Annotated in this window: 20 protein-coding genes and 1 pseudogene; 9 read left to right on the top strand and 12 right to left on the bottom strand. The window is 58.4% G+C overall.

Annotation, left to right across the window (positions count from 1 at the left end):
- Window positions 1–115: 115 nt before the first annotated feature.
- Window positions 116–2,032: a RecQ family ATP-dependent DNA helicase gene (locus G5315_RS01185; protein ID WP_421332147.1), complete on the bottom strand. Its 1,917-nt coding sequence runs from the start codon at window positions 2,030–2,032 to the stop codon at window positions 116–118.
- A 355-nt stretch (window positions 2,033–2,387) separates the two neighbouring features.
- Here G5315_RS01185 and sstT point away from each other — a divergent pair, with 355 nt between their 5' ends.
- Window positions 2,388–3,638, top strand: a complete 1,251-nt coding sequence (sstT, locus tag G5315_RS01180; protein ID WP_139473892.1) for a serine/threonine transporter SstT — start codon at window positions 2,388–2,390, stop codon at window positions 3,636–3,638.
- A 619-nt stretch (window positions 3,639–4,257) separates the two neighbouring features.
- On the opposite strand, the gene G5315_RS01175 is transcribed toward sstT, so the two are convergent.
- The 3 genes from G5315_RS01175 to pabB all read right to left on the bottom strand — a co-directional run bounded on the left by G5315_RS01175 (window position 4,258) and on the right by pabB (window position 7,665).
- Entirely contained in the window at window positions 4,258–5,556 is a 1,299-nt protein-coding gene (locus G5315_RS01175) for a serine/threonine transporter (protein WP_421332146.1), read from the bottom strand.
- A gap of 216 nt (window positions 5,557–5,772) precedes the next feature.
- Complete coding sequence (locus tag G5315_RS01170) at window positions 5,773–6,339, bottom strand: CoA pyrophosphatase (protein WP_160881563.1); 567 nt, start codon at window positions 6,337–6,339, stop codon at window positions 5,773–5,775.
- Window positions 6,340–6,381: 42 nt separating this feature from the next.
- Window positions 6,382–7,665, bottom strand: a complete 1,284-nt coding sequence (gene pabB / locus G5315_RS01165) for an aminodeoxychorismate synthase component I (RefSeq protein ID WP_421332145.1) — start codon at window positions 7,663–7,665, stop codon at window positions 6,382–6,384.
- 294 nt (window positions 7,666–7,959) lie between these two features.
- Between pabB and G5315_RS01160 the strand changes: the two genes are divergently transcribed.
- Window positions 7,960–9,486, top strand: a complete 1,527-nt coding sequence (locus tag G5315_RS01160; protein ID WP_005351759.1) for a fumarate hydratase — start codon at window positions 7,960–7,962, stop codon at window positions 9,484–9,486.
- A 204-nt stretch (window positions 9,487–9,690) separates the two neighbouring features.
- Here the strand turns inward: G5315_RS01160 and G5315_RS01155 are convergent, their stop codons facing one another.
- Window positions 9,691–10,269 carry a PhnA domain-containing protein gene (locus tag G5315_RS01155; protein ID WP_005333203.1) on the bottom strand — a complete coding sequence of 193 codons (579 nt, stop codon included), beginning with the start codon at window positions 10,267–10,269 and terminating at the stop codon, window positions 9,691–9,693.
- 183 nt (window positions 10,270–10,452) lie between these two features.
- Here G5315_RS01155 and G5315_RS01150 point away from each other — a divergent pair, with 183 nt between their 5' ends.
- Window positions 10,453–11,673, top strand: a complete 1,221-nt coding sequence (locus G5315_RS01150) for a methyltransferase (protein WP_201988045.1) — start codon at window positions 10,453–10,455, stop codon at window positions 11,671–11,673.
- Between the two features lie 307 nt (window positions 11,674–11,980).
- Window positions 11,981–13,444: a chitinase gene (locus tag G5315_RS01145; protein WP_227342829.1), complete on the top strand. Its 1,464-nt coding sequence runs from the start codon at window positions 11,981–11,983 to the stop codon at window positions 13,442–13,444.
- Between the two features lie 125 nt (window positions 13,445–13,569).
- On the opposite strand, the gene G5315_RS01140 is transcribed toward G5315_RS01145, so the two are convergent.
- Window positions 13,570–14,124: a porin family protein gene (locus G5315_RS01140; protein WP_337072204.1), complete on the bottom strand. Its 555-nt coding sequence runs from the start codon at window positions 14,122–14,124 to the stop codon at window positions 13,570–13,572.
- Window positions 14,125–14,516: 392 nt separating this feature from the next.
- Here G5315_RS01140 and G5315_RS01135 point away from each other — a divergent pair, with 392 nt between their 5' ends.
- Both G5315_RS01135 and G5315_RS01130 read left to right on the top strand, forming a co-directional pair.
- Complete coding sequence (locus G5315_RS01135) at window positions 14,517–14,852, top strand: GFA family protein (RefSeq protein WP_421211118.1); 336 nt, start codon at window positions 14,517–14,519, stop codon at window positions 14,850–14,852.
- Between the two features lie 35 nt (window positions 14,853–14,887).
- Window positions 14,888–15,490: pseudogene (locus tag G5315_RS01130) on the top strand (histidine phosphatase family protein).
- Between the two features lie 17 nt (window positions 15,491–15,507).
- Here the strand turns inward: G5315_RS01130 and smrB are convergent.
- Entirely contained in the window at window positions 15,508–16,032 is a 525-nt protein-coding gene (gene smrB / locus G5315_RS01125; protein ID WP_005333198.1) for an endonuclease SmrB, read from the bottom strand.
- 82 nt (window positions 16,033–16,114) lie between these two features.
- Here smrB and prmB point away from each other — a divergent pair, with 82 nt between their 5' ends.
- Together prmB and aroC are read left to right on the top strand one after the other, a co-directional pair.
- Window positions 16,115–17,050: a 50S ribosomal protein L3 N(5)-glutamine methyltransferase gene (gene prmB / locus G5315_RS01120; protein ID WP_139462539.1), complete on the top strand. Its 936-nt coding sequence runs from the start codon at window positions 16,115–16,117 to the stop codon at window positions 17,048–17,050.
- Between the two features lie 12 nt (window positions 17,051–17,062).
- Window positions 17,063–18,151: a chorismate synthase gene (gene aroC / locus G5315_RS01115; RefSeq protein ID WP_421332144.1), complete on the top strand. Its 1,089-nt coding sequence runs from the start codon at window positions 17,063–17,065 to the stop codon at window positions 18,149–18,151.
- A gap of 125 nt (window positions 18,152–18,276) precedes the next feature.
- Here aroC and G5315_RS01110 read toward each other — a convergent pair whose 3' ends face one another.
- Window positions 18,277–19,086 carry a substrate-binding periplasmic protein gene (locus G5315_RS01110; RefSeq protein ID WP_106843347.1) on the bottom strand — a complete coding sequence of 270 codons (810 nt, stop codon included), beginning with the start codon at window positions 19,084–19,086 and terminating at the stop codon, window positions 18,277–18,279.
- Between the two features lie 358 nt (window positions 19,087–19,444).
- Here G5315_RS01110 and G5315_RS01105 point away from each other — a divergent pair, with 358 nt between their 5' ends.
- The gene (locus G5315_RS01105) at window positions 19,445–20,845 is read left to right on the top strand and encodes a DEAD/DEAH box helicase (protein WP_421332142.1); all 1,401 of its coding nucleotides are present in this window, start codon (window positions 19,445–19,447) and stop codon (window positions 20,843–20,845) included.
- 112 nt (window positions 20,846–20,957) lie between these two features.
- Here G5315_RS01105 and G5315_RS01100 read toward each other — a convergent pair whose 3' ends face one another.
- The 4 genes from G5315_RS01100 to G5315_RS01085 all read right to left on the bottom strand — a co-directional run bounded on the left by G5315_RS01100 (window position 20,958) and on the right by G5315_RS01085 (window position 24,252).
- Window positions 20,958–21,344, bottom strand: a complete 387-nt coding sequence (locus tag G5315_RS01100; protein WP_421332140.1) for an MAPEG family protein — start codon at window positions 21,342–21,344, stop codon at window positions 20,958–20,960.
- Window positions 21,345–21,536: 192 nt separating this feature from the next.
- Window positions 21,537–22,094 (bottom strand): hypothetical protein, encoded by a 558-nt coding sequence (locus G5315_RS01095; RefSeq protein WP_421249831.1) that lies wholly within the window; start codon window positions 22,092–22,094, stop codon window positions 21,537–21,539.
- A gap of 144 nt (window positions 22,095–22,238) precedes the next feature.
- The gene (locus G5315_RS01090) at window positions 22,239–22,904 is read right to left on the bottom strand and encodes a hypothetical protein (protein WP_216953544.1); all 666 of its coding nucleotides are present in this window, start codon (window positions 22,902–22,904) and stop codon (window positions 22,239–22,241) included.
- 154 nt (window positions 22,905–23,058) lie between these two features.
- Entirely contained in the window at window positions 23,059–24,252 is a 1,194-nt protein-coding gene (locus G5315_RS01085) for an aromatic amino acid transport family protein (protein ID WP_421204884.1), read from the bottom strand.
- Window positions 24,253–24,673: the final 421 nt, after the last annotated feature.

Here is a 24,673-nt window from a genome sequence, read left to right as displayed (position 1 = left end):
AGCTCTGTTTAAGCACGTTTCCGTTGGCTTGACCCTCGCAACCGCGAGGGTCTTCTTTTTCTGCGTCTTTAAACGCTTGTTTCTGCTGGTGGCTATTGAAGCCACCAGCACTCATCTAGCAAGGGTAGGCTTGTTGCACTGCCGCCAGGACGCGGGCAAACGGGTGCGCGGCCAACTGGCCTGCACCCGCCAGCGATTTGGCCTTGACCCGGCTGGTCAGCGGTGTGGCGATACCGCACAGGAAACGGGCCAGAACACGCGCATCCACGGAACCGGTCTTGGCAATCAGCGGATCGCACCAGGCGCGGATCCCCGCCTCGTTTGGCATGGTCAGTGAGGGCAGGGGCGGGAGATGCGCCACCTCGCCGCGACAAACCGAACAGTAGCCACAATGAACCGGCGCCACCTCATCGGCAAAATAGCGGGCGAGGCGGTGGCTCAGGCACTCATCCGAGGTGAAAAAGTCGAGCATGGCTTGCAGTCTGGCCAACTCACTCTGCTCTTTTTGCAAGAAGAGCGCATGGAGCGCGTTAGCCTCCTGCTCGTTGTCCCACCCCTGACGGGTGATCCGGTAGACCTCGGTCATCTGTTTGCTTTCAAGCTCGATCCAGCCTTGCTGCTGCAGGTAGTCGAGCGCCGCAACCGCCCGCTGTCGCTCCCCCTGATAGCCCTGCCAGAGGGCGTCAAAGTCCATGGTGCACCAACTGCGGGCTTGCGGGGCGCAGGCGAACAGTTGCTCCAGAAACTGGCGACGATCCGGATTGAAGCGGCTCACTATCTCGCCTTTATCCAGCACAAACTTGAAGCGGTAGTCGGCGTAGTAGCTGTAGGCCGGTGTGATGATGCCTGCCATCTCCAGATAGACCAGCAGGGTTTTAAGGGGCAACTGGCGGATATTGGTGTCGTTGGAGAGACGCAGCAGGGTGAATTCCCACTCGCTCCCGCTCTGCTTGAGGATGGCAAGGAGCTGGAGGATGGCACTCAAATCCGGCGTATCGCCGTAGACGAAGTTCTCCAGCACCGGCAGCTGGCTCTGGTTGGCCAGCACGATACAGCGCGATGGTTGGCCATCCCTTCCGGCGCGGCCAATCTCCTGGCTGTAGTTTTCGATGGATTTGGGCAGATCGTAGTGAATGACCCGCCGGATATCCGCTTTGTCGATCCCCATCCCAAAGGCGATGGTGGCGACGATGCAATCCACCTTGCCCGCCATGAAGTCGTGCTGGATCTGACTGCGCAGCACCGAGTCGAGTCCGGCATGATAGGCGCGGGCGTTGATCCCTTCTCTAATGAGTTGCTCGGCACAGGCTTCTGCGGTGTGTTGCAAAGTGACGTAGACGATGGTGGGGGCCGCCGGATCGTTGGCCAACTCCTGCGCGAGCCAGCTATCCCGCGCGTCGGGCGACAGGGGAATGACCGCCAGATCAAGATTGGGGCGGTAGAAACCGGTGACCACGACCCCCTCCGGCGCGATGCCGAATTTGGTCTGCATATCCTGAATCACCGCCGGTGTGGCGGTGGCGGTGAGCAGCAATACCTGCGGGATCTTCAGATCATGGCGATAGCTCGGCAGCTTGAGGTAGTCGGGGCGAAAGTTGTGGCCCCACTCCGAGATACAGTGCGCCTCATCGACGACCAGCAGCGAGAGCGGCACTTGCTGGATAAAGCGGCGAAAGCGCTCGTTCTTGAGTCGCTCCACCGAGATCATCAGGATCTTGAGCTGGCCATCCAGCGCCTGCTGCATCACTCGTCGGCTCTCCTCTGGGCTCTGGCTTGAGTCGAGGGTAGCGGCGCTTATTCCCTTGCTTTTAAGGAAGGCGAGCTGATCGTGCATCAGCGCCAGTAGCGGCGAGATAACCAGGGTCAGGTGAGGCAGGGCGAGGGCCGGCAGTTGATAACAGAGGGACTTGCCGGAGCCGGTGGGAAAGATGGCGGCGGCACTCTGACCTGCCAGCACCCGGCTGATCACCGCTTCCTGACCTGGCCTGAGTGCGGAGAAACCAAAATATTGGTTGAGCAGGGATGGGATCATGGTAAGGCTCCGCGGCAAATGGGGGATGATAGCACAGCGATGCCGGTCACGGGTGACACAGGAATGGTCGTGAGGGTAAGGGCAGAGAGTGTCGATAAAACGTACAAAAATGGGTGGTTGCGCCGTGGTTAAGGTTTTGTTGCGGTTTTTTGTGATGGAAACGGGATATTTTTTGGTGAGTCTCTGGAAAAAAAAGATGGCGAATGGGATATTCCGTCATGCAATCCGGTGACTGGCGGATCGGCCCGGCAGAAGGCTGGCCACAGACACCACATTCGGGCGACAGGGGTCTCCCGATGAGTGGTTGCAGACAGGACTCATGATTCATGCACTACGGTGCTTAGGGACTTTTTTGATGACACAACAACACCCCCTCCTTCGGCTGGTCAATAGCACCAGCCTGGTCAGCCAGATCCTGGTTGGTCTGGTATTCGGTATCTTGCTGGCACTGTTTGCGCCCGAGTGGGCGAAAACGGCAGGTCTGCTTGGCAGTCTGTTCGTTGGTGCACTGAAAGCGGTAGCTCCGCTGCTGGTATTCGTACTGGTGATGGCGGCCATCATTGGTCACAAGCAGGGTCAGAAGACCAATATTCGCCCGCTGCTGGCGCTCTACCTGTTTGGTACCTTCTCTGCGGCCGTGGTCGCGGTGATTGCCAGCTTCCTGTTCCCCTCCAACCTCCATCTGGTGGCCAATACTGCCGAGATCACCCCGCCCGGCGGGATCACCGAGGTACTGCAGACCCTGCTGTTCAACGTGGTGACCAACCCGGTCAAGGCGTTGATGGATGCCAACTATATCGGGATCCTGGCGTGGGCCATCGGTCTGGGTATCGCCATGCGCCATGCCAACGAGAGCACCAAGGCGCTGATCACTGACCTGTCTCACGGTGTATCCGCCATCGTGAAAGCGGTGATCCGCTGTGCTCCGCTCGGGATCCTGGGTCTGGTTGCCTCCACGCTGGCAGAGACCGGCTTTGACGCCCTGTTTGGCTATGCCCAACTGCTGGTGGTGCTGATCGGCTGCATGCTGTTTATCGCCTTTGTGGTCAACCCGTTGATCGTCTTCTGGAAGATCAAGCGCAACCCCTATCCGCTGGTGCTGACTTGCCTCAAAGAGAGCGGCGTGACCGCCTTCTTTACCCGCAGCTCTGCCGCCAACATTCCGGTCAACATGGCGCTGTGTGAAAAACTGCGCCTGCCCAAAGATACCTACGCGGTCTCCATCCCGCTGGGTGCCACCATCAACATGGCAGGTGCGGCCATCACCATCACTGTGCTCGCCATGGCGGCGGTACATACCCTGGGGATGGAAGTGGACATGGCAACGGCCGTGCTTCTCTCTGTGGTAGCCACCATCAGTGCCTGTGGCGCGTCCGGTGTCGCGGGCGGCTCCTTGCTGCTGATCCCGCTGGCGTGCAGTCTGTTTGGCATCAGTAACGACATCGCCATGCAGGTGGTTGCTGTCGGCTTTATCATCGGTGTGTTGCAGGATTCTGCCGAGACAGCGCTGAACAGCTCCACCGACGTGCTGTTCACCGCCGCAGCGTGCATGGCCGAAGATGAAACCTTGCTGGATGTGGCTCCGGTACCGAGCCGCGAAGCCTGATCTCGCAACGGTCAGTTTCGCAACACACTTGCGCCCTCTTCGGAGGGCGCTTTTTATTGCCGGATTTGCTCTCTTTTCCTCTTTAAGCAGGCTCTTTGGCTGATGTGCCAGACATTCTGTCGCCCTTGTCCAGGGCGCTGCCTTATCTTTATCCCTTGGAGTTGTGCTTCCTCCTTCTGTTGTGCGTTACACATTTTTGTCTGTTCTGCTAACAGCCGATTGCTATGGCTTACCCCAGATCTTCAAGACAATCACATCATCACATCATCACATCATCACATCATCACATCATCACATCATCACATCATCACATCATCACATCATCACAGAAGAATGGAGGTGGCTGGCTGCGGCAGATGAACCCAACCCGTCCTATCAGACACGCCATCATGGTTTGGTGAGGGGGAGTAAACGTGTTGGCGATATTGAGCTGCGGGCAGGGGGGCGTCATGTTGATATCCGAAGTGCTCTGCCATGGCGCTGGTGAGCATGCAGATATCCAACAAGGTGAGGAGAGTAATAAGGAGAGAGCAGGGGAATCGCGGAGGCACAGAGTGCAGAGATAAAAAAGCCAGCAGAGTGTTCGGCTGGCTTTTTGCTATCAGTGGCAGGTAGGGGATTAACCGACCAGCTGATAGAGGATGGCGGAGATGGCGATCATCCCCATGGTTGCAACGAATACGTTGCTGATATGGCCCTGATATTTCGCCATGGCCGGTACGCGCTTGATGGCGTACATCGGCATGATGAACAGGATGGTGGCGATGATCGGGCCGCCAAGAGATTCAATCATGCCCAGGATGGAAGGGTTGGCAATGGCAGTGCCCCACAGGGTCAGGATGAAGAAGACGATGATGAACATCTCGACTTTCTTGGCGTTCGGCTCTTTGCCGGACTTGCGCATGTTCTGCACGATCATCCCCTTCAGACCTTCACGGGCACCCAGATAGTGGCCGAAGAAGGAGGATACGATGGCCACGAACGCAACCAGCGGACCGAAGTAGGAGATGATGGGGCTGGCATGCTGGTTGGCCAGATAGGAGAGCACGGCGATGTTCTGGGCCTTGGCTTCTGCCAGCTGGGCCGGTGTCAGGCTCATGACGCAGGAGAAGACGAAGAACATCACGAAGCCCAGCAGCACCATGGCGGTACGCTTGAGGATGGCATCGGCTTTCTCGACAGCCTGATCACCGTGGTCGCGGCGCTGGGCCAGAGAGAAGCTGGAGATAGCCGGGCTGTGGTTGAAGGAGAAGACCAGTACCGGGATGGTCAGCCACAGGGTAGTGGCGAAATCCTTGGCAGAGGGCACTTGCTCCAGCGCCGCGCCGGTCCAGTCCGGAATGAGGTACAAAGAGATACCGGCCAGAATGGCGATCAGCGGATAAACCAGCAGCTCGGTCACTTTCAGCATCAGCTTTTCACCGGCCAGCATCACCGACATCATGCCCATGATCAGCACGATGGAGAGGATCCAGCGCGGCGGGGCACTCATCTGCAGCTGGTTGACCATGAAGCTTTCCACGGTGTTGGTGATACCCACGCCGTAGATCAGCACGATGGGGTAGATGGCGAAGAAGTAGAGCAGGGTGATTAATTTACCGGCACCCACGCCAAAGTGTTCTTCCACCACTTCGGTGATGTCTGCATTTGGCTTTTTGGAGGAGAGGACGAAGCGGGCCAGACCACGGTGGGCCAGATAGGTCATGGGACCTACCAGCAGCGCCATGACGACCAGTGGCCAGAAACCGCCCATACCCGCGTTGATCGGCAGGAACAGGATACCCGCGCCAACCGCGGTCCCGAACAGACTGATGACCCAGGTAGAGTCGCGTTTTTCCCAACGAGTGGTTTGAGTAGAGCTGATCCCTTGCTCTGTTGACGCCGCAACTCCCTGCGTGCCAGTGACTGTGTTTGACATCTATCTCACCCCGAATGTGTGGTTCTTATTAAGTCGGCGCAAGGATACGGTTTTTCTAATCAAAAATGTTGATCAAATTCATCTTTACGGCATGAAAAACCGCACTTTCTTATGGAAATGTGATCAAAACAAGAAAAATTCAATTATTGTTTATCAATTGGCACGTTATTTTAGTGTTAATGATTAAATCTCGCTCAGCCAAATGTAGGTAAATTGTTATTTTGCGAGATGCTGGGCTAGCTGGTTGATCATGCTGGCGGTAGCCCCCCAGATAAAGTGCTGTTGCCAGGGGATCCAGTAGATGGTGTGCTGTTTCCCTCCTCTGGAAAGGGTTAGGGGGATGTGGTTGCGCCGATCCAGCAGATGGGTCAGCGGCACTTCGAAGGCGTGATCCACCTCATCCGGACTCAGGATGAGGGGATAGTTGCCATCGAGCAGCCCCAGCACCGGCAGCACCTCGAATCGTGACACTGTATTGAGCGGGTTGAGGGTGCCGATCACTTCAATCAGCCGGGCCGGAATGCCGAGCTCCTCTTCGGTCTCCCGCAGCGCCGTGGCAATCAGGTTCTCGTCGCCGGGATCCTGTCGCCCGCCGGGGAAGCTGATCTGCCCTCCATGATGACGCAGCCGGGGGCTGCGCCGGGTCAATAACACGCTGAGCCCCTCATCGCGCATCACCACCGGGATCAACACCGCCGCCGGGCTGAGCCCGCCAATGGCGAGACGATGGGCCGGGGCGGGTCGCTGCAACTGGAAGCGGGTCAGTAGTTCGTGGCGATCCATGGCGGGGAGCTCTCCTGTATGTTGCCTTGACGGTGGGGAGGGTTACAGCGCCGACAGCGGTGGCAGGATGCGGGCGACCTTGTCATAGGTCTCCTGATACTCGCTGTCGGCGTCGGAGTCGGCGATGATGCCGCCACCGGCCCAGCAGTGCAGGCGCCCCGTTTCGGCGATCAAAGTGCGAATGCAGATGCTGGTATCCATCCGGCCATGCTGGCTGAGATAGCCGATGCTGCCGCAATAGGCATTGCGGCGCTGGGGCTCCAGCTCTTCGATGATCTCCATGGCGCGGATCTTGGGGGCGCCGGTGATGGAGCCACCCGGGAAACAGGCGCGCAGCAGATCGACTCCTTGCCAGCGTGCATCCAGCTCACCATGGATGGTGGAGACCAGATGATGCACCGCCGGAAACGACTCCACCGCAAAGAGATGAGGCACGCTGACCGAGCCCGGCCGGCTGACCCGACCTATATCGTTGCGCAGCAGATCAACGATCATCAGATTCTCTGATCTGTCCTTGTCCGCCTGCGCCAGCTCCCGCGCGACTTGCCGATCGGTGGCCGGATCAGGGTGGCGAGGGCGAGTGCCTTTGATGGGTTTGGTTTCGATATGGCGACCATCAAGCAGCAGGAACCGCTCGGGGGAGAGGCTCAGCAGCGTGCTCTCCGGCAGGCGGATAAAGGCTGAGAAGGGGGCCTTGTTGGCGGTAGCCAGCAGGCAGTAGGCCTGCCACTCATCCCCCTGATAGGGGGCGCTGAAACGCTGGGTCAGGTTGATCTGGTAGCAATCCCCCGCGGCGAGATATTCCTGAATGCGGGCAAACTTCTCGCCATACTCGGCGCGGCTCATATTGCTCTGCCACGCCCCCAACAAGGCAAAAGCAGGGGCCGGTTTGGCCTGCTGCTGTTCAAACCAGGCCAGCCGGTTGGCAAGGCCTGCTTCATCCCCCCAGTGCACCAGCTGCCAGTCGCCGGTCGCCACATTGCGCAGCAGCGCCCAGTCGTAGATGCCTACCGCCATGTCCGGCACCGCGATATCGGCGGCGGCCTGCACCGGCAGTCGTTCGAAGCGGCGGCCGAGATCATAGCCAAACAAGCCGAGGGCGCCACCAATAAAGGGCAGGTGAGTGGCGCACAGTTCCAGCTCCCCCAGCAACTGTTGCTGGGTATGGGCCAGCAGGGCGAGGGGATCTTCGTGGTGTTTGCTGATATTCGCCCCGACACGCAGAGTGGTCACTTCGCCGCGGGTTTCGAGGGTCGCCAGCGGGTCGGCAGTGATGATATCAAAGCCGTTATCGGCGCCGAGTGGCCCCGCCGATTCCAGCAACATGGCCCACGGCTGATGTTGCAGGCGGGCAAAAAGCTGATGGAGCTCAGCACTATGGTCTAGATGATGGATATGAAGTGTTGGCGTCATTTTATGTTACACAGGCAACAGTTTGGTTCCCGAACCCTAGTCGGTGCTGGTGGGCAAGCGTATCATAGGTGTCGGTGACTTAAGAAAAAACTGCCGTGTCGTTCGTTTTTTGCTGGTTGATAGTTTTTAGCCAGCACGTCAGCACGGCCCATCATATGGAAGCCCTTGCCCTGCTCCGTGGCAGCGACAAGGACCAGTGAGGATGATATGAGCATTATAAAAAAACAGGATTTCATCGATTCTATCGCAGATGCCCTCCAGTACATCTCCTATTACCACCCGTTGGATTTTGTTCAGGCTGCCAAAGCGGCGTATGACCGTGAGGCCAACCCGGCCGCCAAAGATGCGCTGGCCCAGATCCTGATCAACTCCCGCATGTCCGCCGAAGGTCATCGCCCGCTCTGCCAGGACACCGGCATCGTGACCTGTTTCGTCAAGATTGGCATGCAAGTCCAGTGGGACAGCGACATGACGGTGCAGGAGATGGTGGACGAAGGGACCCGTCGTGCCTACACCAATCCTGACAACCCGCTGCGCGCCTCCGTGCTGGCCGATCCGGCCGGCAGTCGCAAAAACACCAAAGACAACGCCCCTGCCGTGGTGCATATCGACATGATCCCCGGCAACAAGGTGGAAGTGAGCATCGCGGCCAAAGGTGGCGGCTCCGAGAACAAATCCAAGATGGTGATGCTCAACCCCTCTGACGATATCGTCGAGTGGGTGCTGAAAACCGTGCCGACCATGGGCGCAGGCTGGTGCCCGCCCGGCATGCTGGGCATCGGCATCGGCGGTACCGCCGAGAAAGCGGCGGTGCTGGCCAAAGAGGCCCTGATGGAGCACATCGACATTCAGGAGCTGATCGCCCGTGGCCCGCAAACCACCGAAGAGAAGCTGCGGGTCGAGCTCTACGACAAGGTCAACAAGCTGGGGATCGGTGCCCAGGGTCTGGGCGGCCTCACTACCGTGCTGGATGTGAAGGTGAAATCTGCGCCGACGCATGCCGCTTCCAAGCCGGTGGTGATGATCCCCAACTGCGCCGCCACCCGCCACGTTCACTTCGAGCTGGATGGTTCAGGCCCTGCCGAACTGACTCCGCCGAAACTGAGTGACTGGCCGGAGATCACCCGTGAAGCGGGTGGCAATGTGCGCCGCGTCAACGTCGATGGCATCACCAAGGCCGAGCTGGCCAGCTGGAAGAGCGGTGATACCGTGCTGCTCTCCGGCAAGATCCTCACCGGTCGCGATGCCGCCCACAAGCGTATCGCCGACATGCTGAAAAATGGCGAAGGGCTGCCGGAAGGGGTCGATTTCACCAACCGCTTCATCTATTACGTTGGCCCGGTCGATGCGGTGCGTGACGAAGTAGTTGGCCCGGCTGGCCCCACCACCTCCACCCGGATGGACAAGTTCACCGACATGATGCTGGGTGAAACCGGCCTTATCGGCATGATCGGCAAATCCGAGCGAGGCCCGAAAACCGTCGAGAGCATCAAACAGCACAAGGCCGTCTATCTGATGGCCGTCGGTGGCGCAGCCTATCTGGTGGCCAAGGCTATCAAGAAGGCGCGCGTGGTGGCCTTTGCCGATCTCGGCATGGAAGCGATCTACGAGTTTGAAGTGGAAGATATGCCGGTGACCGTTGCCGTCGATTCCGAAGGCAACAATATCCACGAAACCGGCCCGGCCTACTGGTCGGCCAAGATTGCTGAGCTGGACGGCAAACTCTCCTCCTGAGTGACCGTTTCCGCTGCCGGTTAACGGTATCGGCCCTGTAAAGAAGGCGCGTCCATCCGGATGCGCCTTTTTGCTTTGGCTGGCCTGTTATGGGCTCAAGTTGGCCGTTTGCGGCAAGCGGGTATAAAAAAGGATGGCGTGACGCCATCCTTTTTCGTTGTGCTTGTGCTCTGGCAGCAGACAGCAGAGCAATCGCCCTTGGCTTTAGGCCTTTTTCAGGTAGGCAGCAACCAGTACGATCTGCACGCCGTTGACCTTGCCTTCGATATGGAGCGGGTTGTTGGTCAGACGGATGCCCTTGACCAGGGTGCCGCGCTTGGCGGTGAAACCGGCGCCTTTCACGTCCAGATCCTTGATCAGGGTAACGGAGTCGCCCTCTTGCAGCACGGCGCCGTTGGAGTCAACGGTCGGTACGCTGTCGTCATCTTCGTCAGCAATACCAGCTTCAGCCCAGGCCTTGGCTTCGTCTTCCATGTACATCATATCCAGCAGATCCTGAGCCCACACTTCACCCTTGCCGGAGAGTGCTTTCAGCTGGCGCCATGCCATCACCTGCACCGCAGGCACCTGGCTCCACATGCTGTCGCTCAGGCAACGCCAGTGGTTGACCACCAGGGTATCCGGTTGTTCCAGCTGACCACGGCAGGTGTCACAGATAGCAACGCTGTGATCATCGTCACTGGCGGGGGAGTGAGGCACCACGAAGGCGGTCAGCGCCTGCTCGGCGCTGCACAGTTCACACTTGGCGCCCGCGCGCGCTTGCAGAATGGCGTTGATGGTCATGTTGTTGGTCCCATAGCTAGTGATAAAGCGTCCCGCGTTGGCGGGGCGCGTGAAAGAGGGGGCGGAATATAGCATAAAACCCCGTACTTTGTCAGGTCTGCCCTGGCTCACAAGGTTGGCTGTGCTGTTGCGCGGCGCTGATCGTTTGGTATTGAGAGTGCAATTTGAAGCGGGATCGCTAGAATGAGCCTCCTTTATGACTGCAAGGCAGGGGCATTCGTGCTGGCTCAACGTTTTCAACACCTGGATCGACTGCTCACCCGCTACCGACGCTGGTGGCAGTATCAGCCATATCATCATCTGACCATGGCCTTTGCCGATGAGGCGCCCGAGCTGGCGGTACTGCTCAATGGGCTGACGCTCGTCCAGTTGGCAGAGCTCGATGCGGATATGGATGCCCTCAGCAGTCTGCTTGCCCCCTGGATTGCCGAGGGAGCCGAGCTGCAGCAACTCAGTCAGCTTGCCCCGTTTACCCCTGAGCCAATCACTTGCAGCAAGGAGATGGCGCTGCATATGCCGGGGCGCAAGCAGGCCCAGATCGAGTCGTTCACCGCCTGTCTGCCTGCCCATCAGGGCCCCTATCTGGAGTGGTGTGCTGGCAAGGGACATCTTGGGCGGCTGGTGTCACTTCATCGACAGGCTCCTATCCTCAGTCTGGAGCTGCAAGGACAGCTTTGTGACGAAGGTCGGCTGCTGGCCGAGCGGGATGGCGCCAATATGACCTTTACCTGCGCCGATGCCTTTGCCCCTGAATCGGCGGCGCTGATCGCCCCCGAACATCACGCCATGGCACTCCATGCCTGCGGCGAGCTCCACACCCATCTGCTGGAGCGGGTGGCCGAGCGCGGTGCCCGCGGAGTGACCATCTCTCCCTGTTGTTACCACCTGATCCGTACCAGCCACTATCGCCCGCTGTCGGCCGCGGCCAGCGCCAGCGAGCTGGTGTTGAGCAAAGCGGATCTCAAGTTGCCGCTACAGGAGACGGTCACCGGCGGTGCGCGGATCGCCCGCCTGCGCGAGCAGGAAGTGGTGTGGCGGCTCGGGTTTGACTGCCTGCAGCGTCAGGTGCGCGGGGTGGATGAGTATCTGCCGGTGCCCAATATGCAAAAGAGCCTGCTGACCGGCACCTTCGAGGCATTCTGCGTTTGGGCTGCTGAACGCAAAGGGATTGTGCTGCCCGCCGGGCTCGACTATCCCGCCTGGTTGGAGCACGGGGAGCGTCGCTTTGGTGATGTCGCCCGCATGGAGCTGGTGCGTCATCTGTTTCGCCGTCCTCTCGAGATCTGGCTGGCGCTGGATCGCGCGCTCTTTTTGCAAGAGCAGGGTTATCGGGTCGAAGTGGGGGAGTTCTGTGCCAAACCCATGACCCCGCGCAATATCCTGATCCGTGCCGTGCGCGCCTGACAGCGAGCTCTTTGTGAGCGTTATTTGAACATTGTTGATGGCTGACTGGTGAAGCGGGTCAGCCATTTTTTTTTGCCACGAATAATTAATTGGTGACAGATCATCTGATCGTCTTTCGCCTCCCCATACGGGTGGCAAAACAGGCCAAAATGGTCATCGTTTGAGTTCTTTTATGTCGTTTTAGCTGCGTTGAGTAGCACAAGGTGAAATGGTTCACAAATTACGCGCATTTCTTAATTTTCATCGTGAATTTAGTTGTTGGAACACCTACTCTTGGAGCGCATTAATTCAAACAAGGACGATAAACATGTTCAAACCCAAGCGTTGTGCCTGGCTGATCGCTGCCGCTTGCGTATTGCCCAGCTATGCCGTAATAAGTGCAACCATGAATATTCAACCCGATCCACAAAATGCGGGAGGATATGTGATTGCGGCCCCGGATCTGGCCGCGGTGGAAAAGGCCAAGACGGCCAACCCCATGTATACAATATGGGCCAAGGCACTGGCCACACGGTCAAATAAAATAGTCGATGCCATTGAACCGGGTCTGGCAAGCAATCCTGACAACGTAAAACGGGTTGAACGGGTATTTCCCCAATCTGAATGGGAATATTTAACCCAGATGGCCGCGCCGGAATATACCTATGTCCGCTTCTTGCGGGCCATCGGTAAATTTCCTGCGTTCTGCGGCGAATATAACGACGGGCGCGATTCTGATGCGATCTGTAAAAAATCCATTGTGACGGCCTTTGCCCACTTCTCTCAGGAGACCGGCGGCCATATTGCCAAGGAGAACGTCTCCGATAACCCGCTGGGGCTGGAGGAGTGGCAACAGGCGCTGGTGCATGTGCGGGAGATGGGCTGGTCAGAGGGACAGACCGGTTATACCACCGGCTGTGGCCAGAACGACTGGCAGAACAAGAAGTGGCCCTGCAGTACCGGACAAGGTTACTTTGGCCGCGGCGCCAAGCAGCTTTCTTACCACTTCAACTACGGGGCCTTCTCCGAGGCGATGTTTGATGGCGATGCCTCAGTGCTGCTCAACAACCCGGGGCTGGTGGCGGACTCCTGGCTCAACCTCGCTTCTGCCATCTGGTTCTTCCTCACCCCGCAGGCCCCGAAACCGGCCATGCTGCACGTGATTGATCGCACCTGGGTACCCTCCAAACGGGAAGCTGACGCCGGTATCGGCTATGGCTTCGGTACCACCATCAACGTCATCAACGGCGGTATCGAGTGTGGTGAACAGAACAAGGACAAAGGGCAGCCGGTCAATCGCATCCGCTACTGGGAAGGGCTGGCCAACCACTACCAGATCCCAGTCAAGGCGGATGAGAAGAACACCTGCTGGCAGCAGACTCCCTATGGCAGCCTCAATCTCAACGGCGCTACCGACGTGCTCTACACCAACTGGGATGGCAACTGGAAGTACTATCCTGATCGCCCGGGCGGTTACTCCTTCGAGTGTGAGCTGGTGGGCTTCCAGACCGCTTATTCTGCGCTGGTGCCGGGTGATTACGAGAAGTGCGTGACCAACTTCTACGGTTCCCACGCCAACTGGCCGAAAGTGCGGATCGTCGCCAAGCTCGATCCTGCCCCGGTCGATCCGGTTGACCCGCCCATTGATGGCCAGCCTGCCTGGGAGGCCAGCAAGGTCTATACCGCGGGCAACAAGGTGAGCTACAAGGGCGCCGTCTATCAGGCCAAATGGTGGACGCAAGGGGATGATCCCGCCAAAGGTGGCCCCTGGGCTGTGGTGGTGACCAAATAAGGTTGCCGTTGGGATCATGGTCAATCACCATGATCTATCGGTAGTGGAAACAAGCAGGCAGCAGGGAGGAGATATCTCCCTGCTTTTTACCCGTTATCGGCCTGTTGTCGCCCCATCAGGCGGGATCAGAAACGGTAGTTGAGACCGACACTGACCCCTTTGACATCGAGTCGAGGCATGGGGATATATTGGTACTCTGCATTGAGTCCGATACCCGAATCAAAGCGATATTGCCAACCCGCAGCGCCATACAAACCGACCCCGGAGTTGCTCTGATCTTCCTTGTTGATGGTGTATTCGACTCTGTGGGCGTTGGCACCCAGTTTGGCATAAAAGCTGTTGCCGGAAGAGACCGGGAATTGTGCATACAAGGCAGAGCGGATCCCTTTGTAATGGATATCTTTTACGTCATTGAGGGTTGCATCGAAGAGGGCGCTGACTACGCCACCGGTACCAAACAATATTCCTGAATCGATACCGATATAATCGTTGAACATATAACGGTAATAGAGATCGGCAGTCATATTGTCACCGCCATCGGCCTGATCCCCATTTTGTGCTTTGAATGACTGGGTGCCATAGCCAAGGGTGGCGCCGACGATATGGGGAGAGGGGGTTGCTATCGCCACGGAAGAGAAGATCGCCGTGGCAACCACCAGGGGAGTGAATAACTTCATCATGCAGGTTCCAATTAAATAGCGTGGAATATGGCTGCGACGAACAGATTTATATGGGCTCGGGTGAGCTTGTCTTATATTCGCAGGCCAGTAGTGAGTGGCAATATCTCATATTGTCAGGGGGATGAATAATCAGAGCCCCCATAGTTGTTATGATGGGAGGTGAGAGTGGTTATCTTCTGTCTGAACAATGGTGAAATGTGTCAATCCTATCTGAAATGAGCGCTGATAAATCGCAAATTTCATTGGTTTTCTGCACTAATCAACTTAGTGTAACGGGATGTTAGGCTGGCAATATATGCCTTCAAACGTGGACTGGATGGTAAACAAGATGGTGATTTCTCGTGACGGTATATTAGAGGGGGGGTTGCCATTGTGGTGCAATCCGCTACAAGGTGCTAGCTGCTCCCTTTGCTACCGATTTTTGCCACTGCCGGGATTGTCAGCGCACGACCGGCGCCTGGATGGATTTTCGGGTGAAACAGGTGCAATGGCTATGCGGCGTATTGACTGAGTACGCCTCGTCGGAGGCGATTCGACGCGGCTTTTGTGCAACCTGTGGCGCCACCCTCAGCTATCGCAGCATTCAATACCCCGAGTACCTGACGCTGGCTATTGTCTCACTTGATAACCCCGAAACGGTCGCACCAACCTATCACATCCATACCGTCAGCCAGCTCTCCTGGTTGCCGATCCAGGACGATCATCCCCGTTATCCGAAAGGGAAGTAGTTTTGCGATATTCCACGTAGAAAGAGGAGTACACCATGGAGCTGATAGTGATCCGCCATGGAGAGACCCAAGCCAACGCCGAGGGGCGCTATCAAGGGGCGTTGGATATCGGGCTCAACCAAGATGGCGCGCGGCATATATGCTGGCTGGCCAATGAGATAGCGACCACACTGGCCCCGTTCGATCGGTTGCTGGCGTCGCCCCTGCTGCGAACAAGAGAGAGCGCCGCGCTCTTCTCACGCCAGTTGGGGTTGCCTGTGGAGCTTGCTCCGGCCTTTCGTGAGCGGCATGTCGGTCTGTTTGAGGGACTGACGCAGGCAAAGGCCAAGGCGCGTTATCCCGAGTTGTGGGTGCGCAACATCACCCGGCGCTGGGCGGAGGCTCTGCTTGGCGGTGAGAGGCTGGATGAGGTGATTGCCTGAGTCTCGCAGGGACTAACGGCACTGGCCTCGACCATGCAGGGGGAGCGGGTATTGCTGGTGGCGCACGGTGTGGTCGCCAAGGTGACCCGCGCCCTAACGACCGCCGGATTTGATGACTTCTTCGCGTGGCAGTTGCCCAACGGCGGCATGCTGGTGGTCAATCTTGACTCCTCTATATCACCATTGCGATTCAATCGACCGGTTGGGCAGAGTTAGTTTGTGCGCTGCTTTTTCTACTCTTCGATATCCAGCAACACCAGAATGGCGCTGTCGCCGCCCCATTCGCGGGGAGCCTGATGGAAGGCGCGAACATTGGGGTGCTGGGCCAGCCAGCTGGGAATGCGCTGCTTGAGAATATGTTTGCCGATGCCGTGCATCACCGAGGCGACGTGAATGTTCTCTTTCTGGCAGAGGGTGAGCAGGGCGGCCAGCTCCTGTTTTGCCTGCTGCTGGTTCATGCCGTGCAGATCCAGGTAGATCTCCGGCGGATAAATGCCCCGCTTGAGCTTTTTCAGCTCAAATTTTGACACATCTTCCCGCACGTAACGGGTCGGCCCATCATCGTCGAGATGGGGCTGATACTCATCGCTGAAATAGTGGTCAACCCCAAGCTTTTCGCGGGTTTCGCGCAATTCGCGTTTCTGCTTGACCGGGCGTAACTCGGCCCTTATGGTATCTTGCTTGATTTTCCGGGTACCTTTTATCGCATCGCGGAACAGCAGGGTTTCCTCGTCTGTCGGTGAGGGCGTTTTTTTCATCAGATGCTCATGTATTAGGTATGCGTCTTGCCCGCAACGTAAACGGGGCTCGGGCCGGATATTACTCGACTTGGAGGTGGATTTGGACAAGATATTTATCGATGAGGTGGTTGCCGAGATGCACACCATCCAGGACATGTTGCGTTGGGCCATGAGTCGTTTCAACGACGCCGGGATTTTTTACGGTCATGGAACCGACAACGCCTGGGATGAAGCTGTGCAGCTGGTACTGCCCGCGTTACATCTGCCACCGGATGTAGACCCGGCCATGCGCCACTCCCGTCTCACCAGCAGCGAGCGTCACCGTATCGCCGAACTGATTATCCGCCGCGTACAGGAGCGGGTACCCGCCGCCTACCTGACCAACAAGGCCTGGTATGCCGGTTGGGAGTTCTACGTGGACGAGCGGGTGCTCATTCCCCGTTCCCCCATTGCCGAGATGGTCGCCAACCGTTTCGCGCCCTTCCTCAAACATGAACCGACCCGGATCATGGACTTGTGCACCGGCTCCGGCTGTATCGCCATCATCATGGCCCACGAGTTCCCGGAAGCGGAAGTGGATGCCATCGACATCAGCATCGATGCACTGAACGTGGCCGAGCGCAACATCAACGATCACGGGCTGGAGCAGCAGGTCATACCGATCCGCTCCGATCTGTTCCGCGATCTGCCGGCGGGCGACAAATACGATCTCATCGTCTCCAACCCGCCCTATGTGGACTCCGAAGACATGTCGGATCTGCCGGAAGAGTTCCGTCACGAGCCCGAGCTGGCGCTGGCGTCCGGCTCCGATGGTCTCAAGCTGACCAAGCGTCTGCTGGCCCATGCCGCCGATTTCCTCAAGGATAACGGTGTGCTGGTGGTTGAAGTAGGCAACAGCATGATCCATCTGGAAGCCCAGTTCCCCGAGATCCCCTTTACCTGGGTTGAATTCGAAAACGGCGGTCACGGCGTCTTTGTGATGACCCGTGAAGAGCTGGTGCAGTATCAGGATCATTTCGCCATCTACAAGAACTAAGCAGGAGCGCGCATGGCAGGGAACAGTTTTGGTCAACTCTTTCGGGTCACCACCTTTGGCGAGAGCCACGGCCTGGCGCTGGGCGCCGTGGTCGATGGTTGCCCGCCTGGGCTGGAGATCAGCGAAGCGGATCTGCAGGGGGATCTGGATCGGCGCAAGCCCGGCACTTCCCGCTACACCACGCCGCGCCGCGAGCCGGACGAGGTGAAGATCCTCTCCGGGGTGTTCGAGGGCAAGACCACCGGCACCTCCATCGGGCTGCTCATCGAGAATACCGATCAGCGCTCCAAGGATTACTCCGATATCAAGGATCTGTTCCGGCCGGGTCATGCTGACTACACCTACCACCAGAAGTATGGTCAGCGGGACTATCGTGGCGGTGGTCGCTCATCTGCCCGCGAGACCGCGATGCGAGTGGCGGCGGGGGCGATTGCCAAGAAGTACCTGAAACAGGTACATGGCATCGAGATCACTGGTTTTCTCTCCCAGCTCGGCCCCATCAAGGCTGAGGCGTTTGACGCGGCGCAGATTGAGCAGAATCCCTTCTTCTTCCCCGATGCGGGCAAGCTGGAAGCGCTCGATCAATATATGCGCGACCTGAAAAAAGAGGGCAACAGTATCGGTGCCAAGGTGCAGGTCATTGCGCGCAATGTGCCGGTGGGCCTGGGTGAGCCGGTGTTTGATCGTCTCGACGCCGACATTGCCCATGCCATGATGGGCATCAATGCGGTGAAAGGGGTGGAGATCGGTGATGGCTTTGCGGTGGTGGAGCAAAAAGGCTCCGAGCATCGCGACGAGATGACCCCGGCGGGCTTTGCCAGCAACCATGCGGGCGGCATTCTGGGCGGCATCTCGTCGGGTCAGGATATTGTGGTGAGCATGGCGCTCAAACCGACTTCCAGCATCACTGTGCCGGGCAAGACCATCAATACCGAAGGCGAGGTAATCGAGATGATCACCAAGGGGCGTCACGATCCCTGTGTCGGCATTCGCGCCGTGCCCATCGCCGAAGCCATGCTGGCGCTGGTGTTGATGGATCACCTGCTGCGCCATCGTGCCCAGAATCAGGGGGTGTTGACCCATACCCCACAGCTGCGTTGATCGCTCTTGCTGCACATCGACTGATCGCACCCTGTTCAGGGTGCTGGTTCGTCAACCAAATCAAAGGCGACCTTCGGGTCGCCTTTGTTCTTATGCTCTGCGGTACTTCTATCACTCGTCGGTTATCAAGAGTGATCAGCGTCCTGCGGATCGGCATCGAGACGGCAGTTGGGGGGAGAGAACTTCCCATGGTGTTTGGGCATAGCGTGAATGGCCTCGTTGACCTTGAGGAGCTGCTCTTCGCTCATGCTGTTTTTGGCAAACATCAGGCTGACCGGCTGATGGTGCAGCAACAGCTGACAACTGATAAACCCCTCGGCGCCCAATTGGGAGAGCCGATAGCGTGCATATTGCCACTCCATAATGATGCCATCGAGACGGCGGGCCAGCAGCAGTTCGATTAGTCGATCATCGGCATTGTACTCGGTCGCCCCCTTGAGGGCAGGACACTCGTCCATTTGATGAATGGGGCGAGTACCGCGCAGTTTGCCAATTTTGAGATCCTTGTTGTGGCACAGTTTGGACAAGGTATCGAGCTTTCCCCAGCGATCCTGATGGCCTGGAATCGGGTTATTACTCAACAGCACATAGGCGCTCTGGCGATAGGGTGCAGAGAAGCGGGCATACTTCTGCCGCTCCGGTAGTGGTAGTGCGGCCATCGCCACATCCAGCTGATCGTGCTCCACCAGATGGAGTGCCCGCGCCCAGGGGATCTCACGAAATTTGGGGGCAAAGCCCGCCTGGGTGAGGATCTGGCGAGTCAGGCTGACATCCAGCCCGTCCAGCTCACCCCTGTTGTTGATTTGACTGAAGGGGGGCCAGTGGCTCCAGGCCACGGTCAGGGTCTGACTGGCCTGCAGGGAAGGGGTCAGCAAAAGCAGCAGCAGGCAGAGCTTGGCCTGCCAGTTGCCGTGGGGACGATATTGCGTGCTCATAGCTTAACCTCGTTATTCTGCTTTTTGTTCTCTGCTATCCCGTGCGCCTGCGACCCGCGCATCACGATGGCGGGACAGGTAATAAGTTGTCAGTTAATAGTGTGGTGCGTGCTTCACTGGTCAACGGGATTATTCGGTGGAGAGCAGAGGGCTTTTCTGTGCGTGCTGGGAGGAGCATCACATTTTTCTCGTTTATCCCGGGTAACTCCGTTAGACTGCGCCTCTATTCTTTCCCCTTTGCTCTGCTCCCCGGGGAAATCGTTGTTTTCTCAATAGGCCCAGATCTTGTGAGATGGCATCGGCTCAGCAGAGGAGCCCCACCACAAATCCCCGGCGCCCCTATCTCTAGCAGGTAATTATGAGTTTTACTTCCCTCGGTCTGGCCGAACCCTTGTTGCGTGCCGTTGCCGAACAAGGCTACGACACCCCGTCTCCCATTCAGCAGCAAGCGATCCCCGCCGTTCTGGCTGGCCGCGATCTGATGGCGGCGGCCCAAACAGGGACCGGCAAGACCGCAGGCTTTACCCTGCCGATGCTGCAACGTCTGATGGAGAGCAAGCGCAAGGTGTCTCCGAACCGCATTCGTGCGCTGGTGCTGACCCCGACTCGCGAGCTGGCCGCCCAGGTGGGCGAGAGCGTGCGTAACTACGGCAAGCATCTGCCCCTGCGCAGCCACGTGGTATTTGGTGGCGTAAGCATCAACCCGCAGATGATGGCGACCCGCCGTGGTCTGGACGTGCTGGTGGCCTGTCCGGGCCGTCTGATCGATCTCTACAACCAGAATGCCGTCAAATTTGACGAGGTGGAGATCCTGGTACTGGATGAAGCAGATCGCATGCTCGACATGGGCTTTATCCGCGACATCCGCCGCATCCTGACCCTGCTGCCGAAGAAGCGTCAGAACCTGCTCTTCTCCGCCACCTTCGCCGATGAAATTCGCGAGCTGGCCACTGGCCTGCTGGACAACCCGGCTGTCATTGAAGTCGCCCCGCGCAACAGCACCGCCGAGCGTATCGAACAGCTGGTGCACCCGTGCGACAAGGCCAACAAGATTGCCCTGCTGAGCCACCTGATCTCCAGCAACAACTGGCAGCAGGTGCTGGTCTTTACCCGTACCAAGCACATCGCCAACCGGGTTGCCGAGAAGCTTGAAAAAGACGGCATCAGTGCCGCCGCCATCCACGGCAACAAGAGCCAGGGTGCCCGTACCCGCGCGCTGGCCGGCTTCAAGGATGGCAGCGTGCGCGTGATGGTGGCGACCGACATCGCCGCCCGTGGTCTGGACATCGACAAGTTGCCGCAAGTGGTCAACTTCGAGTTGCCCAACGTGGCGGAAGATTACGTTCACCGCATCGGTCGTACCGGCCGTGCTGGCGCTGCCGGTCATGCCATCTCCCTGGTTGCTGCCGATGAAGGCAAGCTTATCAAGGCGATCGAGCGTCTGACCAAGCAGAACATCCCGTGCGAGCAGGTGGCCGGTTTTGAAGCCTCCCGCGAGACCCTCGACAACATCGCCCGTGGTATCGGTGCGCCGCTTCGCAAAGAGCCCCGCGATCCGAGCGAGCAGCGCCGTGCGCCGCGTCCGCAAGGTCAAGGCCAGCGTCAAGGGGCCGGTCGTTCCGCCTCCAATGGCAATGCGGGTGGTGCCCGTACCGGTAACGGTGGCAAGCCCAAGCCGCAAGGTGGTCAGCGTCCGGCTGATGGTGCCGGCAAACCGGCTCAGGCCCGTCGTCCCCGTCGCGCCAGCCATAACCAGTAAGGGCAAGGAGAGCCACTCTCCACCCTGATCGGTTAAACGAAAAGCCCTGCCATATCGGCAGGGCTTTTCTATTTCTGCTTCTGCAGATCCGCGTTTGGCTGACCTGCTCTGGTCAGGAGAGCAGGGCGGTGATCAGGAGACAGGCCGCACTCAGCAAAATGACGGTGAAAGTCAGCCCCATTCCCACCACCCGATAGCGGAAATGCTCCGGTGTGCGGCTCATGCCGAAGGCGTGACAGAGGCGACCAAGCAGCAGGGCACTCCCTAGCAGATGAACCAGCCAGGGGGCATGGCTGCCGGTTTCGACGAAATAGATGAGCAGCAGGGCGAGGGGGACATACTCGGCAAAGTTGGCGTGCACCCGCATGGCCCGCAGCATGGCGGGATCATCGCCATGGCCGAGCGCCACTTTCTGGCGGTGACGGGTGCGAATGGTGCGTACGCTGAGCAGGTCAAAGAGCAGGGCAAGCAGGGCTGCATAGATGGGCAGTATGGTCATGGCGTAGGGCTCCCGAGGTGATGGATAAGCATGGATCTGTTGCGCGCTCAATGGCTTGCCCTTGAGGGTAGCAGTAAAGGGGGCTCGGCCATGGCGCCCAAAGCACCCTTGCCGGATAAAAAAGCCCCGCCAGTCTGGCAGGGCTTGTTGTCTGGTTTTAGGTGGCGTGCTCTGTCAGCTGCACTTCGCCAGTCAGGCGCCGTAGGGGAGAGAGGAGTGGTGCAGCACGATGCGCACCTTGCCATCATCCCCCTTCTTGAAACCCCAGCTCTTGTCAACCGTGGTCTCCTTGTTGTCGCGATCCACCAGATGCACCTTGCCCATGGTCAGCGCCATGTTGCCGTTGATATAGACGGCGGCATTGTCATAGCGGTAGCTCTGCCAGTTTTTCAGGGCAAAGCCGCTATCTGCCGGATAGGCGCTGTTGTTGCCGACAAAATAGGCCAGCGCCCCCTCGCGGGTGGTGCGAAAGGTCTGCTCACCACCGGCGAGGGTGGGTTTGAACAGTACCGGCCCCTGCTGGTAGCCATAAGCGCTGTCGAGTACCGCCTCGGCGGTGGCTTTGGCGCGCTCAATGCCGCCGGCCCGATAGTCATCGCTGATCTTGATGAGCGCCGCGCCCCAGGCATCCTGCGCCGCCTTGATGTCGGCCTCGGTGATATTGTTGTTGGTGATTTCGGCCGCGCTGAGGGCGCCGCTGGCTGCCAGCAGAGCAAGGGCAAGGGAACTCTTCGTGAGATGCAACATCATTGTTTTCAGGCTCCTGAAAGCGATAAACGAGGGGGCAGTGTAGCGAGCGGGCATGAACGGGTTTTGAACTGTCCGTTCAGGCTTCGGTGGCAAAAAAGATTGTATAAAACACGGTTCTTGGCGGTTTGTTCTGTGGTGCCCCGATCAGCGGATGGGGGTCAGCAGGGCCGAGAAGTAGCGCTCCTGCATCTGCTGCCAGCGGCCGCTCGCTATCAGCTGCTGCTGGGATTGGACAAGGGCGGCGATATCGGCCTGGCGGCTCTTGTTGAGGTAGAGATAAACCTCGATATCGGAGACCCGTTTCCATGGTGCGGCAAGGGGGGATTGATTGGTGGGCAGTAGCCGGATCACCCAGTCGGTTCTGCCGCGCTGGAGCAGGGCGAGACCCTGCTTCTCATCGTTGAACCAGACGATGCGTCGACTGTCGAGATAGCGGCTGCACCACTGAATGCCGCGCAGGCAGCCAACCCGCTCCTGACTGGCGGGTGGCCAGCTGGCGTCCTGCTTGCTCTGGGCATAGATGGTCACTTCGCCAATCGCCGTGCCGACCGGGATCATATGCGGATGGGTCTGCTCAAAGCCCTTGATCCGGGCGATATCGCCAGCGATGGTGCTATCGGAATCAAGCAGCTTTTTGCAGCGGGCGCTGGTACAGGGGATAAAGGTAAAATCGACCCTGGCCTTGCCAAACCACTCCTCATAGAAGGGGCGCAGCAGGGGGATATATTCCACGGGCGCCGCCAGCGTCAGGGGCGCGCCCTGGGCAATCGAGTTCAGGCAAAACAGCAGCCACCAGCCAGCCCACTTCATACCTTGCTCCCCACTCCATTGCATATGGAAAAAGCGTAGCTGAAACGTCCTTTATCCCTCTTGTGCGAGGAGGGAATGGGCAGAATCATGGCAGCGTTGATAGCACAAAGCCCCGCCAAGTTAATTGGCGGGGCTTTGCTTTCAGTATCGGGGATTACAGCGCGGGCAGCAGCCCCATGCTGACGCTGATCTGGACGCCAACAATCAGCACGCCCATGGCGGCGGCCACTCCCAGCGCCACTACGCCACCCGGGGCGCGGTAGTGATGGGCAGGCGCCTGCTTGCGGCTCTGCCATACCAGAGCCACCGGCAGCAGTACCGCGAGGATCGCCAGCGCAATGGCAGCGTAGCCGAGGGCCATGATAAAGCCCTGCGGGAAGTAGAGGGCAAACAGCAATGGCGGCACAAAGGTGATAAGGCCAGTCTGGGTGCGGCCCTGCCAGTTGTCCTTGCGGCGGGTCACCTTGGCCATAAAGTCAAACAGTCCCAGCGTTACCCCGAGGAAGGAGGTGGCGAGCGCCAGGTCGGCAAACAAGTGCATCGCCTGATTAAACACAGGCCAGCTCACCAGTTTGCCGACGTTTGCCAGCAGGCTGTCCAGCGCACCACCGGTTTGCAGCAGGGCTTGTTGGCCGAGCAAACCAAGGATCGCTACCTGCCACAGCACGTAGAGGATCAGTGGCAGGGCTGAGCCCCAGACAAAGACCCGACGCAGCTGTTTTGGGCAGTCACCGAGGTAGAGCATCACGCTCGGAATGGAGCCGTGAAAGCCAAACGAGGTGAAGATGACCGGCAGGCCCGCCAGCAACAGGCCCTGACCCAGCGGCATCGAGAGCAGATGCTGCCCTTCGGTGCGGGGCAGCAGCAACGCCAGCACCACCACCATGATCACCAGTTTGACGGTGAACATCAGTCGGTTGAGGTAATCCACCGAGCGGGTGCCGACACAGACCATGCCACCAAACAGCAGGGTAAAGGCCCAAGCGGCCTGCTCCTGGCTCAGGGTGATGCCGGCATCGGCCAGCGCCTGTGCCAGCAGGCTGCTGCCGCCGCTGATGTAGGCGGAGGCCAGCGAGTAGAACAGCATCAGGATACAGAAGGAGGCGATACGCTTGCCCCAGGGGCCGAGCAGATGGTCCGCCAGCTGGTGCAGGTACCATTTGCCGGTGTTGAGGCTTGCCTCTACTTGCAGCATGGCGGTAAAGGCCATCAGGGCCCAGAGGCCGACCATCAACATCAGGGTGGCGGGGCCGCCGAGGGAGGAGGAGGCCAGCGGCAGGGCCAGCATGCCGGCACCTATGGTGGTGCCGGCAATCAACAGGGTACAACCCAGAGTTTTGGTATTCATGTTATCCATCCGAACATAGCGGTATCAGTGCAAACAGGCGATGTCAGCAGTGACGTCAACAAGAGGGGGCCGATTGGCGTTATCAGAAGGTGCCTCCGGTGATAGGGCCGGAGGCTAGCAATATCGGAACGGGAACATCTGTACCTAAAACCTGTCAGTTGTAAAAGATGGTTGCCACGTTAGCGGATCAAAATAGCGGAAACAACCCCCTTTATACGGATCTTGTGCTGGCTTGTAGCAATAAGTGGAAATAAATGATGACAGTGATGGCTAATTGCAGAAAAAAGCACCGAGAAAATGACTGGCAGGGGCTCATTGATACAGGTCAGCCAAGTGGTTGCAGCACGGATGGGGGAGTGCCTTGTCGTGGCGTTGGCGTTTAGTTGCGGGGTGAAAGGAGTGTGGAGGCCGGTTGTTTAGT

It is taken from the genome of Aeromonas sp. 603607, assembly GCF_049171595.1.
GTDB lineage: Bacteria > Pseudomonadota > Gammaproteobacteria > Enterobacterales > Aeromonadaceae > Aeromonas > Aeromonas veronii.
This window is presented reverse-complemented; position numbering and strand designations above follow the sequence as displayed.

What these genes read in the sequence shown, in the direction of transcription:
- G5315_RS01100 (WP_421332140.1), bottom strand. Translation starts at nt 21,344, where the DNA reads ATGACCATACTGCCCATCTATGCAGCCCTGCTTGCCCTGCTCTTTGAC.
- G5315_RS01155 (WP_005333203.1), bottom strand. Translation starts at nt 10,269, where the DNA reads ATGACCATCAACGCCATTCTGCAAGCGCGCGCGGGCGCCAAGTGTGAA.
- sstT (WP_139473892.1), top strand. Translation starts at nt 2,388, where the DNA reads ATGACACAACAACACCCCCTCCTTCGGCTGGTCAATAGCACCAGCCTG.
- G5315_RS01160 (WP_005351759.1), top strand. Translation starts at nt 7,960, where the DNA reads ATGAGCATTATAAAAAAACAGGATTTCATCGATTCTATCGCAGATGCC.
- G5315_RS01105 (WP_421332142.1), top strand. Translation starts at nt 19,445, where the DNA reads ATGAGTTTTACTTCCCTCGGTCTGGCCGAACCCTTGTTGCGTGCCGTT.
- G5315_RS01175 (WP_421332146.1), bottom strand. Translation starts at nt 5,556, where the DNA reads ATGTCAAACACAGTCACTGGCACGCAGGGAGTTGCGGCGTCAACAGAG.
- smrB (WP_005333198.1), bottom strand. Translation starts at nt 16,032, where the DNA reads ATGAAAAAAACGCCCTCACCGACAGACGAGGAAACCCTGCTGTTCCGC.
- G5315_RS01095 (WP_421249831.1), bottom strand. Translation starts at nt 22,094, where the DNA reads ATGATGTTGCATCTCACGAAGAGTTCCCTTGCCCTTGCTCTGCTGGCA.
- G5315_RS01110 (WP_106843347.1), bottom strand. Translation starts at nt 19,086, where the DNA reads ATGAGCACGCAATATCGTCCCCACGGCAACTGGCAGGCCAAGCTCTGC.
- G5315_RS01085 (WP_421204884.1), bottom strand. Translation starts at nt 24,252, where the DNA reads ATGAATACCAAAACTCTGGGTTGTACCCTGTTGATTGCCGGCACCACC.
- G5315_RS01170 (WP_160881563.1), bottom strand. Translation starts at nt 6,339, where the DNA reads ATGGATCGCCACGAACTACTGACCCGCTTCCAGTTGCAGCGACCCGCC.
- G5315_RS01145 (WP_227342829.1), top strand. Translation starts at nt 11,981, where the DNA reads ATGTTCAAACCCAAGCGTTGTGCCTGGCTGATCGCTGCCGCTTGCGTA.
- G5315_RS01140 (WP_337072204.1), bottom strand. Translation starts at nt 14,124, where the DNA reads ATGATGAAGTTATTCACTCCCCTGGTGGTTGCCACGGCGATCTTCTCT.
- G5315_RS01150 (WP_201988045.1), top strand. Translation starts at nt 10,453, where the DNA reads ATGAGCCTCCTTTATGACTGCAAGGCAGGGGCATTCGTGCTGGCTCAA.
- G5315_RS01185 (WP_421332147.1), bottom strand. Translation starts at nt 2,032, where the DNA reads ATGATCCCATCCCTGCTCAACCAATATTTTGGTTTCTCCGCACTCAGG.
- aroC (WP_421332144.1), top strand. Translation starts at nt 17,063, where the DNA reads ATGGCAGGGAACAGTTTTGGTCAACTCTTTCGGGTCACCACCTTTGGC.
- pabB (WP_421332145.1), bottom strand. Translation starts at nt 7,665, where the DNA reads ATGTTGCTGGAATCGGCGGGGCCACTCGGCGCCGATAACGGCTTTGAT.
- G5315_RS01090 (WP_216953544.1), bottom strand. Translation starts at nt 22,904, where the DNA reads ATGAAGTGGGCTGGCTGGTGGCTGCTGTTTTGCCTGAACTCGATTGCC.